Origin of the sequence: Sulfurimonas paralvinellae (assembly GCF_014905135.1) — a bacterium.
GTDB classification, from domain to species: domain Bacteria; phylum Campylobacterota; class Campylobacteria; order Campylobacterales; family Sulfurimonadaceae; genus Sulfurimonas; species Sulfurimonas paralvinellae.
Window position 1 is genome coordinate 501,324 of record NZ_CP041406.1, and the last position, 16,441, is coordinate 517,764.

Below are 16,441 nucleotides of genomic sequence, written 5' to 3' on the forward strand. Positions count from 1 at the left end.
TACACACCTATTTTAAAGGTGCAATTTTAACAGAATTATCATTAAAGTCGACTTTGAAACATGTTGTTTTGAGTGTAAGTACGGTAGTAGAGTGATTTACGCTGTTAGAAGTTTTTTCCTGGTGGTCTATATTGAGCCCTATTTTATATAAAAAATCGCTAAACTCTTCTTTGTTTGCGAGTAAAATATCTTTTAAGTTATCGGATTTTTGAGGATCTAAAATGAGAAAATTAGAAGGTTTTCCTTTGCATTTTTTCATAGCTTTTGAAATAAAGAGTGTCTCGTTGTAAAGAGCTGCGTCTTTAACAGAATAACGATAGGATATAAGGTATTCATCTGCAAAAAGTGCAGATGAAAAGAGCAGGGCAAAAAGAATTATTGAGGAAATTGAGAACGTGAAAGAGTGATCTCCATCTCTACTTCGCATAATCCCTCTTTGAAAGTCGTCTCAACGATATTTGCATTTCGAACCATTGCCTGAACGGATGTTCTAACAGTGGAACGTTTTACCATCATGTTTTTGATCAGATCTTGACCGTCGATACGAACGCCTTTTACCTTTTCTGCAATAAGTCTGTAAGCATCAGCGACTGCAGCACGTTTGGCAAGTGCGTAAGCTTGTGCCGGAGATGATGTGTTCACTGGTGCAACACCCTGACCGACAACGCTGATAAGAAGATCATGATTTGTATCAAGATTTGGTTCAGGTTTTTCTTCAACTTCCGGTTTTGCAATTTCAATCGGTTTTGAAATCTCTACAGGGTTGATAACTTCAACCTTCTGAATCTCCGGCTTTTTTGGTTCTGCCGGTTTCATACAGTTTCCTGTCGGACAAACTACTGTAATGGTAGAAGGTGCTGGAGCAACTTGTGTTGTTTTTGCTTCATCTTTATCTGCTGCAAATGATGCAACACTCAAAAGTGCTGCTAATACTAAAGAGTATTTCATTGAGTATCCTTGTTGGAGCATAGTAAACTCCTATTTTGTTGAGAATTATTAAGCAAGTACTATTCCAACTCTAGTGTTGGTGAATCGTTCGTCGCTTCTTCTTCCTCTTCCTCTTCTTTTTTCGGACAGCGTGAAATACTGACGACATCATCACCTTTTACAATGTAAACACCGGAAGTGTTACGGCTTGATTTAGAGATGGTTTGCATATCGACACGAATCATTTTACCAGCTTTTGTAAGTGCCATCATGTCCATTGATTCATCTACCATAAGGGAACCAATGATATGCTTACCTGTTTTTGGAGTCATTTTCATCGCGATCACACCGCTTCCGCCACGGTTTGTAAGGCGATATTCACCTGCATCCGTACGTTTTCCGATTCCTTTTTCTGCAACAATAAGGATTTCTTGCTCATCATTTTTGATGATATTACCATCGACGACTTCATCACCCTCATGCTTGAATTTGATACCGCGAACACCACGTGTCGAACGGCCTTGTTCACGAGTTTTGTCAATTTCAAACTTGATACACTGCGCAAGTTTTGTTACGATAAAGAGATATTTCACTTCTTGATCAGCTATTTTTGCAGTAATAAGCTCATCACCTTCATCAAGAACGATAGCACGGACACCATTACTTCTTATATTGCTGAATTCACTAAGATTTGTTCGTTTGACAACACCTTTTTTCGTAAAGAATACTAAAGATTTTTCATCAGAGAAATCTGTTGTAGGGATAATAGATTGGATTTTCTCATCTGCTTGGAGATTTATGAGATTAACAACTGCTTTTCCTTTGGCTGTTCTGCTGCCTTCAGGAATTTTGTAAACTTTAAGCCAGTGGAGTTGTCCTCTGTCGGTCACAAAGAGAAGAGTGTCATGCGTGTTACATGTAAAGAAATTTTCAATAAAGTCGTCTTCATATGTTGTTACAGCCGTTTTGCCTTTACCACCGCGTTTTTGTTTTTCGTAAGATGCAAGCGGTACACGTTTGATGTATCCTCTGTGTGTAATAGTGACGACCATAGGCTCATTTGGAATGAGATCTTCAATATCGATGTCATCATAGTCATCTTCTATCTCAGTTTTTCTTGGTGTCGTATATGTTTCCAAAACTTCATCAAACTCTTCAGCGATAATGCCGTGGAGTACTTCTTCGCTTTTTAGAATTGACTCAAGGTACTCAATGAGTTTCATTAGTTCTGCAAGTTCATTTTCGATTTTTTCTATCTCTAGACCTGTAAGGCGGCCAAGACGCATAGCAACGATGCTTGCTGCCTGGATCTCTGAGAAATCAAATTCAGTTACAAGATTTTCTTTTGCTGTTTCTTCATTGTTTGAAGCACGGATAACACGAATGACATCATCGATGATGTCGATTGCTTTTTTGAGACCTTCTAAAATATGCGCACGTGCTTTTGCTTTTTCAAGATCGAAGATAGTACGACGGATAATGATGGTTTTACGGTGGTTGATAAAGTGCTTGAGTATATCAATGATACCGAAAATTCTAGGCTCTTGGTTTAATATAGATAGCATGATGATACCAAAGGTCACCTGCATAGCTGTCTGTTTGAAAAGGTTGTTTAAAACGATCTCACTCATTGCATCACGTTTAAGCTCGATGACAACGCGCATACCGTCACGGTCAGATTCGTCTCTTATTTCTGAGACGCCTTCTATGAGCTTCTCTTTTACAAGGTTGGCAACATTTTCAATGAGACGCGCTTTGTTGACTTGATAAGGGAGTTCATCGATAACGATAACCTCTTTCTTCGCTTTTTGTTCAATATGTGTCTTTGCACGAACTTTTATGCGGCCGCGTCCTGTTTCATACGCATCCATGATGCCTTTTTTACCAAAGATGATACCACCCGTTGGAAAGTCAGGTGCTTTGATGTGCTCCATCAGCTCATTTAATGAGATATCTGGATCGGCTAAAAGAGCTTTGAGACCGTTGAGCACTTCTGTCGGGTTATGGGGAGGGATGTTCGTAGCCATACCAACAGCGATACCGCTTGAACCATTAATGAGAAGATTCGGCACACGTGTCGGCATAACATCAGGTTCTTTTGTTGTCGCATCGTAGTTGTCTATCATATTGACAGTGTTTTTGTCCAGGTCTTTGAGCAGTTCGCCTGCATATTTTGTCATACGTGCTTCTGTATAACGCATTGCCGCAGCGGAGTCACCGTCAACAGAACCGAAGTTTCCTTGCCCGTCAACGAGTTCCATTCTCATCGAGAAGTCTTGCGCCATACGAACCAGTGCATCATATACAGCAGTATCACCATGTGGGTGGTACTGACCAATAACATCACCAACTATACGGGCTGATTTTTTATATTTTGCACCATGAGAAAGGTTAAGCTTGTCCATAGCATAGAGAATTCTTCTATGAACAGGTTTAAGGCCATCTCTTACATCAGGTAAAGCACGTCCCACAATGACACTCATAGAGTAATCAAGATAACTATTTTGAAGCGTCTCTTCAATGTTAATAGTATGTATATCGTCGTTATTTAGCAAATCGCTCATTCAAACACCCTAGTAATTAAAAATAAAATCTGAATATAGTATCTAATAAAGACTTAAGAAAATGTTTAAAGGGCTTATCTTTTTAAGAAATAGATAGTGATTAAAAATTAATCAATTAAATAATAATTTCGAGTATGATTTGTGTCATACTGCGTCTTGAAAATTAAAAATAAAGGATTTTTTTATGAAGAAGGGGTTTATAGCATTTTTATTTGCTTTACCAACATTTGTATTTGCAGAAGATACATTGGATACGGGGGATACAGCATGGATGATGATGTCTACTGCATTAGTGTTGCTTATGACACCTGCAGGTCTGGCACTCTTTTATGCTGGTATGACGCGAAGCAAAAATGTGCTTAATACTTATGCAATGGTTTTTGGAGCATTCGTAGTTGCCTTTGTTGTTTGGATTGTTGCGGGATATTCGATAGCATTCGGTACAGCTGATTCTGCTGCTGTCCAAAACATAATGGGCGGACTTGGTAATGTAATGTTAGACGGTATCAAATGGACGGACCTTAGCGGAACGTATCCTACATATGTTTTTGTTGCATTTCAAGGTACTTTTGCTGCTATTACCGTTGCTATTGCATCTGGTTCGGTTATTGAACGTATCAAATATTCAACGTGGTTGGTTTTTGTGGCAATCTGGGGACTTGTAGTTTATGCTCCTGTCGCTCACATGGTGTGGGGTGGAGACGGTGCACTTCTTTTTGATGCCGGTGCTTTAGACTTTGCCGGTGGTACTGTTGTACACATGAATGGTGGTTTAGCCGGTCTCGTTCTAGCTCTCTTAGTCGGCAAACGTGCGGGATACCCTAAAACTGCTATGAAGCCTGCAACTGTTCTTTTGACAGCACTTGGTGCAGCTTTATTATGGTTTGGTTGGTATGGATTTAATGCAGGATCTGCATTTGGTGCAAATGCTATTGCCGGTGTAGCACTGTTAACAACTACTATCGCTACTGCTGCAGCAGCTATTACGTGGATGCTTGCTGAGTGGTTCGTTTATAAAAAACCTACACTTTTAGGGATTGCTACAGGTGCTGTTTCCGGACTTGTCGCTATTACACCTGCAGCAGGTTTTGTAGGCATTGGTGGAGCTTTCATTGTTGGTATCGTTGGTACATTGTTCGCTTTCTGGGGAGTTACAGTGTTGAAGAAAAAACTTGGATATGATGATTCTCTTGATGCATTTGGTGTTCACTTCCTAGCAGGACTTTTCGGTGCACTTGCAACGGGTCTTCTTGCACTTAAAGACAATGACTTGCTATGGGACGGACCACTTAAAGAGTCTGGTGACAGAATGGGACAGTTTATGATCCAAGTAGAATCAGTTGTCGTCGTCGGTATATTTACACTTGTGGGTACTGTAGTTGTTTATTATATAGCGACTGCACTTACAGGTGGAAGCCGTGTAGATGAAGAGAATGAGTCTATGGGACTTGATGAATCGGTTCATGGTGAGAAGTATATCAACAACTAATCTCTTTTTGAGATTGGTATGTTGATTTTGTAAGTAAATATGGTTACAATTTAAAAATAGATTTTTTTGGAGTAAATAGATGAAAAAAGTAGAAGCGGTTATAAAACCATTTAAATTAGAAGATGTAAAAGATGCTCTTGCTGAAATTGGCATTGATGGGATGACAGTGAGTGAAGTAAAAGGTTACGGTCGTCAAAAAGGCCATAGTGAACTCTATCGCGGGGCAGAATATGTAGTTGATTTTTTGCCAAAGATCAGAATGGAAATGGTTGTTGCCGAAGAGATGGTAGAACAGGTTACTGTAACCATCGTTGAAGCTGCAAGAACTGGAAAAATCGGTGACGGTAAAATCTTCGTTAGCGATATTGAAAAAATCATTCGAATCCGTACAGGTGAAACTGACGAAGAAGCTATTTAGAAAGGTTAGTTAATGTCTGAAGCTGATTTTAAATACATCATAGACACTTTTTTTGCACTTTTTGCAATGGTACTTATCATTTTTATGGTGCCTGGCTTTGCGATGCTTGAAGCGGGACTTGTTCGAACGAAGAATGTCTCTTCCGTGTTAACGGTCAATACGATGATCTATGCTGTTGCTTCTATGTTTTTTTTACTTATAGGTTATACAATTGCATTTGGCTCATGGGAGAACAGTTCCATGAGTATCTGGGCAGCATTTTTGTTTCAAATGGCATTTGTCGGTAAAACTGTCAATATCATGAGCGGCGGAGTCAGTGAACGTGTAAAAATTATTCCATTGATGATATTTACCGTTGTCATGGCGGCAGTTATCTATCCTCTTGTCGTGAATATCTCATGGGGAGCCGATCTGCTCAAAGATACGGTTTTGGATCTCAATATGTATGATCTTGCAGGCTCGACAGTTATTCACTCGACAGGCGGTTGGGCGCTTTTGGCTGCTATACTTATTATAGGGCCGCGTAAAGGAAGATACAAAAACGGAAATATCAGAGTTATACCGGCTTCAAATGTTCCGCTTGTTGTCCTTGGCGCTATGGTTTTATGGATAGGATGGTTCGGCTTCAATGGCGGGAGTGTCGGTTCCATCTCCTCTGTTGAAAATGCAAATACGGTTGCAAAAACGATCATGAATACAAATACGGCAGGTCTTGCCGGTGCAATCATCGCAGCTGCCATTATGTATATGCGCTATAGGCTTTTAGATATTACGATGATTCTTAACGGTGCTCTTGGCGGGCTTGTTGCCATTACTGCCGGACCGGATCTCTACGATATGTACACGCCGATACTCATCGGTGCCATAGGTGGAGCTCTTGTTGTATTTGCTGTCCCTATGTTTGATAAATTGAGACTCGATGATCCTGTCGGAGCACTTTCTGTGCATTTGATAAACGGTATCTGGGGAACGCTCGCTGTGGGTATTTTTGTTGAGAGTGTTTCTATTGTAGATCAGTTAAAAGGCATTGTAGTTGTTGCACTGTTCGCATTTGTGAGCTCCTATGCAGTTATTTTTGTCATCAATAAATTCGTGAAATTTAGAGCAGAAGATGATGTTCAAGTTGAAGGACTTGATGTCAATGAAGTTGGTGTTGAAGCATATCCTGAGTTCAAACGCGCAATTTAACACTAATGTAACAGAGATTTTGATACGATGCATTTATGAATAAACATACAAAGTCTCTTCTTTTTTCTCTTGTTATTCACTCTCTTTTGCTGGCTGCTTTTATATATACTTATAAAACGGTCAGTGAAAGTTTATTCTCCAAGAAATCATCACCTCAAAAGAGAATCTGCATAAGTCTTGGCACCTTGACAAGTCAACCAAAGATAAAAAAAGAGACAGCAGTTGTTTCACAAAAAAAGCCTGCAATAAAAAAGAGTGTTCATAAAAAGCCACCACCTAAAAAGAAGTCTGTTAAAAAAGAAAAAGTGGTGCCAAAAAAGAAGACGAAAGTCCCTGAAACCAAACCTGTAAAAGAAGCCCCACAGAATAAAGTTCAAAAAGAGAAAGAAACAGTAAAAGAGCCAGAAGAAAAAACTGTTCTTCCTGTCCCAACAAAAGGTGTGCAAAAAGAGGAAGACTGTCCTTTAGCCTGCTGCTCCCACCCATCTAAAGAACAGGTGTATACAGAGAAAAATCTCGCCATAATCGCAAAACTTTTGCAGAAAAACCTTTCTTATCCAAGACGTGCAAGAAAAAGAGGTATAGAAGGCGAGGTAATTGTGAAATTTACACTAAAAACGAATGCAGAGGTTACTGATATTGAAATTGTATCTTCAAAAAGTGATGTCCTCTCACGTGGCGCTGTAAAAACACTTGAAAACTTGTCAGGTAAATTCCCAAAACCGGATGAAGCTTTGACTCTGACTGTGCCGATTGATTATAAACTGCAGTAATTAATCACTTTAAATATTCCAAACAGCCATGCAAAAAACTCAATTTATATGGACTGCAAATTTTTTCTTTTCCTCTGATTCCATCTTATGATTCCCGTAATAACTAATAAAATAAGCGATATTGCAGCAAAATCATTGACCCATATCCACCAAGAACTGAAAAATGTACCATCATGCAACGTTAGCAAAAGCGTATAAAGTGTTATGTTGGAAAATTTCGGAAGAGGAAACTTTTTTTGCATACTCGAAAAATATTTCAGAGTATGGTTTTCAATAAATATATCACGAAACATATGTGGAGCCTTTGGCAATATATTAAATTTATTTTCTTTATAAATTCTATTTGGTGCACCCATTCCGCTTATATATAAAACCTTATCTTGTCGAATCATTTTATATGCAAATTCTCTGTTCTCAAGTTTCCAATCCTTAAGATTTTTACTACTATAAATGCCATAACGATTACCCACTCTATATATTTGTCCATCAAAATCTACTGACCAGATATCACTACGAAGTGAATTGTAAATAGGTGGCAATACTGAATGAGGAAGTGTTATTGAGTTCATGAATTTTGCTAAACCTGATGAATGATCTAAAAATATACCCGTAACAGCCAAAAAAAACAACGGAACTGTCGCGATAACTGCAAAGATATTTGCATGTGTTTTAATGAGTTTTCTAGATATTTTAGGGGATTTCTTTTGTTTTATTAAAAACCAAATAATGTATCCAGTTAATGACAAATAAATTAATGCAATAGCACCATAATCATTTATAATCAATGAAGTGTTTTCATCAAACAGCCCCCGTCCATAATGTAGATCTCGAATAAAACGAGATAATTTTATATCTTCTTGCAACTCTTCTTTATTGATCTTTACAACTGTTTCATTCAGAATGACTAAATTTTTTCTATTAAGCACTATAAGTTTTTCTTTGTCAATTACAGCAATAATCTTGTTTTGAGAGATACTTAGTGCTGTAATATAGTTGTTTTGTAGTGCGAGTCTTTTTAAAATTTGTTTGTTATAACTATAAACTCCATCAGAAGTGGCAAGATAGAGTTGCTTTTGAAATGGAATAATTGCTAAAATTTGTAAAGATGATATTTTTGAAAATTTTTCACCATTATTAAAACTCTCAAAAAGACCTCTATGTCCTCCAACAATTATATGCTGTGGATTTTCAGTATCTTTATAGTAAGCATTAAAAAGTCTTTTCTCAGAACCTTTTATGTGTGATGGTACACTACTAAAAGTAGTAGTGTACAAAAAACCCCATTTGTCATGATCAAGAAAAAAGCCGCTGATTGAAAGAATAAGGAGAATAACGCCAGCGCTTATCCCTGAGATTTTATGAAGTTTATACGCTTTTACCATTTATACTCAATCCCTGCATAAAAACTTCTAGGATCAGCAGGTGTATAATCCTCTTTTCCATAAGCATATCTAGCATTAACAGCATATTTTTTATCTGTAAAATTGGTTACTTTTGTAAAAATTCTTAATTTTTTAGAATAGACATAGTTAGCTTTTAAATTTCCAATGCTATAACCATTATATTTATTTACCGTATGTGCGTCATCCATCCAATAAGAACCTACATATTGCCATTCCGCCATTGCCGTTAAACCTTTTAAATACTTTGGTAGATAAAATAGTCTTGCATTGGCAAGTGTATTTGGAGCTCCTGAAATTTCATTGTTTCCAAACGTAGGATCATTATCATAATTATGTTTAGAATATGAATAGCTTATACTTGTTTCAAACTCTTTTGTTATCTCAGATCTAAGTGAGGCTTCTATCCCTTTATGTATACTCGCACCACCATTTCTATAGCCACCGGTAGCTGAATCCCTTACAATAGTATCATCAATTGTCATATAGTAGGCAGCTAATTCAAGAAAAGATTTGTTAGAAAAACTTTTCTTTAGACCAATTTCATAAGTATTTGATTTTTCTGCATCAAGATTAATATTTTCATAACCTACTTTGACTGAGTAGAGTCTTGTAGCTTGTGGAATTCTAAATCCATTTGCATAACGAATATATAAGTTTAGATCTCTTTGTGGCATATAAGAGAGTGCAAGCTTTGGACTGAGATGATTATAGGAATCTTTTCTATTTGCAGGTCTATAATATGTACCTGAACTGTCTTGTGAATTTTGAGCTAAATTATTGGTATAGTCATAGCTATTGTAATCATATCTTAACCCTGGAGATAATTTTAATGTATCTGTAACCATATAATCTACATGTACATAAGGAGCAATAGCAAAATAATCTACATCATAATCATATAAAGCACCTTTTGTATATGTTGTAGCACCCCATCCCGTTGTTGTTACATTGAAGTCTTGGTTATATTTTAATGATGATTTTGTATATTCGCTATCAAAACCAAAGATTACTTTCCCCCAGTTTTTCTCATAAGTATTTCTTTGTAAAAACCCCAGAGTATAGAGTTCATTATCATTACTTGGAAGGTTCTTCTCCCATGTTGCGATATATCTATTCCTGTTATATCTAATATATGGCGTCATAGTTATCTCTAGATCATTATAGGAATAGTTGCTAAACTCTGCACTTATTTTAGCATAGTCAAATTTTCGTTTTACATCTGTTTTTTGTAAAGCTGTGAAGTAGTTTGGATCATCACTTGCCGCTGTTGAACCATTTTCGATGTTTGCATAGTCATTAAAACTATCTGCTTGCTCAGCATCTGTTTTTGAGAAATTAAAAAGAACTTTAACATCATTGTCATCATTGAAAGTATGATCATATCGGATATTGGCTTCCGCTCTATCTGCTTTTGTGTGATCCCTCCAACCTTTTGAGTGCATATACGAAGCATTGGCACGATAAGCATTGTCTTTATCTAGGGTGTCGCTTGCTTCTACACCACCAGTAATATAGCCATAACTCCCACCCATACCTTTAATAAATATCTCTTGTGTTTTAGATGGTTTTTTTGCAGACTCAACATTTATAACAGCGGCAACAGCATCAGAACCATAAAGAGCAGTTCCAGCCCCTTTTAACACTTCAACAGAAGATGCAGACTGATAAGTTGTATAAGCTAAGCCATTATGATTAAAAAATCCACTTGATTGGACTGGAATACCATCTTGCATAAATAGATAATAAGGGCCCGTCCCCATTGGCATACGAATCGATGTCATATGACCAATAACTGAGCCGGTCTGCTCAATTCTTACACCACTTAAAGAGTTCAGTAAATCTTTTTGGTAAATTACCTGGTCTAACTTTATCTCTTTTTCATCTTTTGTTGCAATACTTAAGGGTTGTTCAATAACATTTTCGTCAACACCAGTTGCTGTTACACTAACGGGTGCAATTTGAACAACACTATCTGCTAATAAAGCAGATGCTATTAAAGAAATCCCCAATATTCTTTTTTTCATTTGTACTCCAATTTTTTAATAAATTTTTAAAATAGTATAAAAAAATTGTTACAAAAGCGTTAAATGATTCTGATGTGCATCAAAAATGTGTACACAAATGCAATGTGCTCAATCAAGTGTTTGTAAAAGTGCTTATTTTAGGGAGTTGTAGAGAAAAGTTGGTGACCCCGAGGAGAATCGAACTCCTGTAACATGGATGAAAACCATGGATCCTAACCGCTAGACGACGGGGCCAACTTAAAAGGTGTAAAATGGTGTCCCGTGATGGATTCGAACCATCGGCCACATCATTAAAAGTGACGTGCTCTACCAGCTGAGCTAACGAGACATATACTCTCTTTGTTAAGAGGTCGAAATTATAGACAAATCCTTTTAAGATGTCAAGCAAAATAAGAAGAAATTTTAAATTTTATAGCTTTTATGCATATTAATCATCAATTAAATAATTTTTAACTAAAATCATTGCCAAATAAAGGAAATGAATGCAAATATTTGGATATTTTGTCTTTTTGATACTGTTGATGTCTTTTTCGGGATGTTCGCAGCAAGTTCGTATCAAGGCGCTTGAACCTGCAAAGGTTGACAGAATCTCTCAAACAAAAAAAATAGCAGTGCTTCATTTTAAAAATGATAGAGTAGGTCTCGCACGAAAGATAGAAGCAAAATTGGCAAGTTTTAAGATTGACAACAAGAAATATTTTACAATAGTAAGCCGCAACGATTTCAATACTATCATCAATGAACAAAAACTTCAAAGCAGTGGTTTGGTAGATGAAGAGGGATCGGTTAAAGTGGGTGAGATCATTGGTGCGCAGGCTATTATTTCCGGAGATGTGCGACGTCCTGCAAAACAGGACAGCTATTTTTATGAGCCGCGGGTACGATGTGCCAATGCAAAATGTAGTGAACTCTCTTACTATAATGTACGCTGTATGAAGCGTGTAGTCTCGCTTGCCGCGGAGGTGCGTGTCGTAGATGTCTCACATGGAGATATCATCTATGCTGATACGCTCAGCAGAAACAGGGTCTTTAAGCATTGCAGTGACGACTCACGTGCCTTACCTTCTACATCAATGGTAGCACAACAACTAGCACAGAACATAGCGGATGATTTTACCTATCAATTGACACCGCATTATCGAAGCTTCTCCGTGACACTTTTGGATGATCCCGATCTTGATTATACATCGCAGCAGAAAAAACTCTTAAAGGTTTCTTTGGAATATATAGAGCAGGGAAGATATGACAAAGCAGAGCAGTTCTTAACACGTCTTATAGATTCGACAGGTGGGAAAAGCTACGTTGCTTTTTATAATTTGGGTGTCATTAAAGAAGCACAAGGAAAATATAAAGAGGCAAAAGAGTATTATGAGTATGCCGATAATCTGATGGTCGAACCGGTAGAAGAGATAAATGCAGCTGTTGTGCGTATAAACAGACTCATAGCAAAAAGAGAGAAAACAATGGAGCAGCTTAACAGATGAAAAAAATGGTATACATTATAATGACCGCAATGCTTTTTTTGACAGCATGCGGCTCTGCAAACAGGGTTGTTGTGCAGCCAAAAGCGTTACCATCGTGGTACACCCATCCGCCGCAATCAAATGCTTTTGAACTCTATGCAATCGGCGAAGGCAAGGAGAAAAAAGAAGCAATATCGAATGCTCTTACGCTCTTGCTATCGACGCTTAGTGTATCTATCTCTTCAAACTACAGCGCAAAAACAATTGTGAAAGAAGGAACACATTACAATAGTTCGGATGCAACCTATGTCAATGAAACACACAGTGAAGTACAAAAGATAAAAGTAACAAACTATGAACTGCTTCAATCGGAGAAACTCGGGTTTAAACATTATGCTGTTTTGATAAAAGTCGATAAGAAGCAGTTCTTTAACGGACTGAAGCAGGATATAGAGCAGCAGCTTAACATCATTGAAATGCGTGAGCAAAATATAGGCAGCAAGAATGCCATAGAACAACTTGCCTTTTATAGACAATCATTAGATTCGCTAAAAGAGCTGCAAAATTCATTAGCTGTGATGAAAGTTTTAGAGCCGAAATTCAGTGCAGAGAGTTATCTGCAAAGGTATGAAAGACTTCGTAAAAAGCATGATGCCTTATTGCAGCGTATAAGCTTTTGGGTGAAATCGAACTATCAGCCATTGGCTTTTCCGATTGCAAAGGGAATCAGTGCTAAAAAACTGACAATCAAAAATAGAAAAGATAAGTTTCATTTCAATGTCTTGATAGATGCGGATATAAAAAAAGCAAGCGCGTATGGATTTACACTGGCTCGAGCGAACATAACTATTGCAACACAAGATGCTCACGCAAATGTCATAGCGAATAACTCCCTCAATCTTGTCGGTCAGTCATCCCAGGGCTACAGCATTGCGAAGCAGGATCTAGTGAAAAAATTGAACAGGCTCATTGAAAAAGAGGGCATTGAAAAAGTGCTCAATTTAGACATTTAAAAATCGTTTACTCCAAAGGAATATACTTTCACTATATACACATTAAGGTAGTGAAGATATGATTTCAAAGATTCAAAATATAAAAAATGAAGTTGCAAAGGTAGTCGTTGGGCAAGAGAAGATGATAGATTCTCTTCTTATCGCTCTTTTATGTGAGGGTCATATCCTTATTGAAGGTGTTCCCGGACTTGCAAAAACAACTACGGTAAATGCCCTTTCAAAAGCACTTGGACTTGATTTCAAGCGTGCGCAGTTCACACCGGATCTACTTCCGTCAGATATTTTAGGGGCTGAAATATATGACCCGCAAAGCAATCAGTTCAAGATCAAAAAAGGTCCGATCTTTACAAACCTCTTACTCGCAGATGAGATCAACCGTGCTCCTGCAAAAGTACAGTCTGCCCTTCTTGAAGTGATGCAGGAGAAGCAGGTTACCATCGGTGATACGACTTTCAAGATAGATCTTCCTTTCTTTGTAATGGCGACACAAAATCCTGTAGAACAAGAGGGCGTCTATCAGCTTCCAGAAGCACAGCTTGACCGTTTTATGCTCAAGCTTGTTGTCGGGTACAACACAAAAGAAGAAGAGCTGGAAATCGCGCGTAGGATCTCAAGCGGAAACTTTGAGAACATCATGCCTGCAATTGATAAAGGCGAACTCGATGCCATCAAAGCTGCCGTGCGAGAGGTGCATGTCGATGCCGAGGTTGAGAAGTATATGATCGAGCTTGTGAATGCGACGAGATATCCGGAAGAATACGGTCTTGAAGAGATAAAAGATTTTATCCAGTTCGGTGCCTCTCCGCGTGTCAGTATCGATATGTTCAAAGCGGTAAAAGCGATGGCATTTATGCGAGGAAAGGATTTTGTGACTCCTGTCGATGTTGCTTATATTGCAAAAGAGTTGATGCGTCACCGTATAGTGCTCACATATGAAGCGGAGGCGGAAGGCATTACGACAGATGAGATCATTCAAAAAGTGCTTGAAGCTGTAGCCATCCCGTAAGGTTGTTCACGTGAGCAAACTACAAAAGATACTTGTCCGTGCTCGTCGTCAGGTCTTTTCCGAAATGGTGGGGAACAACCCTTCCATATTTCAAGGAGAGGGCTATGATTTTATCGAGCTGCGTGAGTATATGCCGGGCGATGATATTCGTCATATAGACTGGAATATCACTGCGAAGCTGCAAAAACCTTATATCAAGATATTTCGTGAAGAGCGTGAGCTCAATGTCGTTGTCGCTTCCATGCTCAACGGGAGTGTTTACTTCGGTTCAAAACGCTTCAAGCAGGATGTGATTGCCGAGATAGTGGCAATGCTGAGCTTCTCAACGATAAAAAATGGTGACCTGCTGAGTTCTTATATCTTTACAGATAGAATGGAATCACACCTCAAACCGAGCAAAAAACTCTTCTCCGTGCATAAAAACGTTGAAGAGATCGTGAACTTTGAAGCCTTGAACCATAAAGCAGACTACAAAGTGCTCGCTGATACGCTCTTTACAAGACTTAAGCGTAAATCACTTGTCATTGTTGTCGGTGATTTTTTTGAAATTCCCGATTTTAAACTTCTGGCAAAAAAACATGAGGTTGTCGCCGTTGTCGTGCGGGATATTTTAGAAGAAAAACCGCCGAAAATGGGTTTTGCTTCATTGATTGATCCGGAAAGCGGTAATGTACTTGAAGGTGACTTCAATGATGCTACTGTGGCTTCGTATGCGAAAAAAGTGACAGAGCATGACAGAGAACTCTATGCGACTTTTAGAAAGCATCATGTTCGTTTTACAAAAGTTTATACACATGAAAGTGCCGGTGTCGCTTTAAGAAGATTATTTGAAGGCAGATAATATGCAAAATATGCAGACAAATGAGATACCGTTACACGATATAAAACCGCTGCTTGAGATAGAAGATTATTCATTCTGTTACTTTATAGGAATCGTTACGGTCGTTACGCTGATTGTGCTAGGCGGTTTATATCTTCTTTATAGACATTTTCGAACTAAAAATAGATTTAATCTGCGAAAAGAACATTGGAAAATTTTAAACAATATTGATTTGAATGAGACAAAGAAAGCAGCTTATGAACTCACGGAATATGGCGCTACCTTTGCAAATGACAGCGATAGACATGCGAAGACCTATCATGATATGCTAGAACATTTACAGAAGTATAAATACAAAAAGAATGTTGATGATTTCGACAGTGAAACATTGAGAATTATAGAACTATATAGAGGTATGATAGATGTTTGACGGAATATATTTCGAATTTCCAAAGATTGCATTTGTAATCTTTTTTTTCATAGCCTGTGAAACACTCTGTAAGATGAAACTGCCGTCTATATACTTTCCTCACGCAAGCCAATTTATGAAGAGCAATATTGCTACATCTAAATTGCTCTTTTTTCTGAAATGGCTGGGGATAGTGATGTTGATCTTGGCTTTGATGTCGCCTGTGAAAGACGAGCCGTATGAGCTTGCACCGAAAAAAGGACATGAAATAGCATTGATACTGGATGCTTCGCAGTCTATGCAAGAGCGTGGATTTGACAGAATGAACCCTGCAGCAACACGTTTTGATGTTGTGAAGAGAATTGTAAGAGACTTTATAAAAAAACGTAAGAACGACAATATCGGTCTCGTTGTTTTTGGCGCCTACTCTTTCATCGCTTCACCGCTTACTTATGATGAGCATATTCTCTCACGCATAGTTTCGCAGTTGCAGATTGGCATGGCCGGAAAATATACGGCACTCTATGAAGCACTTGCACAGGGGGTTAATCTCCTTAAAATGAGTAAGGCTAAATCCAAAGTGGCTATTTTACTGACTGACGGTTATTCGACGCCGCAGGTAGATAAGATTCCTCTCGATGTTGCTATCGATCTGGCAAAAAAAGAGGGTGTTAAGGTCTATCCTATCGGAATAGGCGGTCCTGACGGCTACAATCGTGCAGTACTTATGAAGATAGCCAAAGAGACAGGCGGCGTGGCTTTTGGAGCTTCAAGTGCAGATGAACTAAAAGCGGTGTATGACAAGATAGATGCGCTTGAAAAGTCAGATATCAAGAATGAAACATTTACCTATCTGAAGTACTACTATTTCTATCCGCTCTTTATAGGGTTGATATCACTAATGCTCTATATCTATCTTCGAAATAAGAGAGGGAGTGCATAAA

Annotated in this window: 15 protein-coding genes and 2 tRNA genes; 10 read left to right on the forward strand and 7 right to left on the reverse strand. The window is 38.1% G+C overall.

Features of this window, described 5'->3' with window-relative positions; genetic code table 11:
* Positions 1-7: 7 nt before the first annotated feature.
* From FM071_RS02685 to gyrA, 3 genes are read right to left on the reverse strand one after another with little or no spacing between them, the layout of a single operon-like run.
* Entirely contained in the window at positions 8-427 is a 420-nt protein-coding gene (locus FM071_RS02685) for a hypothetical protein (RefSeq protein WP_193111495.1), read from the reverse strand.
* Positions 376-948, reverse strand: a complete 573-nt coding sequence (locus FM071_RS02690; protein WP_193111496.1) for an LPP20 family lipoprotein — start codon at positions 946-948, stop codon at positions 376-378. The genes FM071_RS02685 and FM071_RS02690 overlap by 52 nt, the downstream gene beginning before the upstream one ends.
* A 59-nt stretch (positions 949-1,007) precedes the next feature.
* The gene (gyrA, locus tag FM071_RS02695; protein ID WP_193111497.1) at positions 1,008-3,491 is read right to left on the reverse strand and encodes a DNA gyrase subunit A; all 2,484 of its coding nucleotides are present in this window, start codon (positions 3,489-3,491) and stop codon (positions 1,008-1,010) included.
* A 184-nt stretch (positions 3,492-3,675) separates the two neighbouring features.
* Here gyrA and FM071_RS02700 point away from each other — a divergent pair, with 184 nt between their 5' ends.
* From FM071_RS02700 to FM071_RS02715, 4 genes are all read left to right on the forward strand, one after another.
* On the forward strand, positions 3,676-4,980 hold the full coding sequence (locus tag FM071_RS02700) for an ammonium transporter (RefSeq protein ID WP_193111498.1): 1,305 nt from the start codon (positions 3,676-3,678) through the stop codon (positions 4,978-4,980).
* A gap of 79 nt (positions 4,981-5,059) precedes the next feature.
* A complete protein-coding gene (locus FM071_RS02705; RefSeq protein WP_193111499.1) occupies positions 5,060-5,398 on the forward strand; it encodes a P-II family nitrogen regulator in 339 nt (112 codons plus the stop codon).
* A 12-nt stretch (positions 5,399-5,410) separates the two neighbouring features.
* Positions 5,411-6,586, forward strand: coding sequence for an ammonium transporter (locus tag FM071_RS02710; RefSeq protein ID WP_193111500.1), 1,176 nt, complete (start codon positions 5,411-5,413; stop codon positions 6,584-6,586).
* 35 nt (positions 6,587-6,621) lie between these two features.
* Positions 6,622-7,359, forward strand: a complete 738-nt coding sequence (locus FM071_RS02715) for a TonB family protein (protein WP_193111501.1) — start codon at positions 6,622-6,624, stop codon at positions 7,357-7,359.
* 44 nt (positions 7,360-7,403) lie between these two features.
* Here the strand turns inward: FM071_RS02715 and FM071_RS02720 are convergent, their stop codons facing one another.
* The 4 genes from FM071_RS02720 to FM071_RS02735 all read right to left on the reverse strand — a co-directional run bounded on the left by FM071_RS02720 (position 7,404) and on the right by FM071_RS02735 (position 11,114).
* Positions 7,404-8,741: a PepSY-associated TM helix domain-containing protein gene (locus FM071_RS02720; RefSeq protein WP_193111502.1), complete on the reverse strand. Its 1,338-nt coding sequence runs from the start codon at positions 8,739-8,741 to the stop codon at positions 7,404-7,406.
* Positions 8,735-10,786, reverse strand: a complete 2,052-nt coding sequence (locus tag FM071_RS02725) for a TonB-dependent receptor (RefSeq protein ID WP_193111503.1) — start codon at positions 10,784-10,786, stop codon at positions 8,735-8,737. Before FM071_RS02725 ends, FM071_RS02720 begins: the two co-directional genes overlap by 7 nt.
* A gap of 159 nt (positions 10,787-10,945) precedes the next feature.
* Positions 10,946-11,020 (reverse strand) — tRNA-Glu (locus FM071_RS02730).
* 18 nt (positions 11,021-11,038) lie between these two features.
* Positions 11,039-11,114, reverse strand: a tRNA-Lys gene (locus FM071_RS02735).
* Between the two features lie 154 nt (positions 11,115-11,268).
* Here FM071_RS02735 and FM071_RS02740 point away from each other — a divergent pair.
* The 6 genes from FM071_RS02740 to FM071_RS02765 are packed head-to-tail and all read left to right on the forward strand — an operon-like array spanning position 11,269 to position 16,440.
* Positions 11,269-12,270, forward strand: a complete 1,002-nt coding sequence (locus FM071_RS02740) for a CsgG/HfaB family protein (protein WP_193111504.1) — start codon at positions 11,269-11,271, stop codon at positions 12,268-12,270.
* The gene (locus FM071_RS02745; protein ID WP_193111505.1) at positions 12,267-13,262 is read left to right on the forward strand and encodes an LPP20 family lipoprotein; all 996 of its coding nucleotides are present in this window, start codon (positions 12,267-12,269) and stop codon (positions 13,260-13,262) included. Before FM071_RS02740 ends, FM071_RS02745 begins: the two co-directional genes overlap by 4 nt.
* A gap of 58 nt (positions 13,263-13,320) precedes the next feature.
* Complete coding sequence (locus tag FM071_RS02750) at positions 13,321-14,268, forward strand: AAA family ATPase (protein ID WP_193111506.1); 948 nt, start codon at positions 13,321-13,323, stop codon at positions 14,266-14,268.
* Between the two features lie 10 nt (positions 14,269-14,278).
* A complete protein-coding gene (locus FM071_RS02755) occupies positions 14,279-15,109 on the forward strand; it encodes a DUF58 domain-containing protein (protein ID WP_226960564.1) in 831 nt (276 codons plus the stop codon).
* On the forward strand, positions 15,096-15,518 hold the full coding sequence (locus FM071_RS02760; protein WP_226960565.1) for a hypothetical protein: 423 nt from the start codon (positions 15,096-15,098) through the stop codon (positions 15,516-15,518). Before FM071_RS02755 ends, FM071_RS02760 begins: the two co-directional genes overlap by 14 nt.
* On the forward strand, positions 15,511-16,440 hold the full coding sequence (locus FM071_RS02765; protein ID WP_193111507.1) for a VWA domain-containing protein: 930 nt from the start codon (positions 15,511-15,513) through the stop codon (positions 16,438-16,440). The genes FM071_RS02760 and FM071_RS02765 overlap by 8 nt, the downstream gene beginning before the upstream one ends.
* Position 16,441 lies beyond the last annotated feature (1 nt).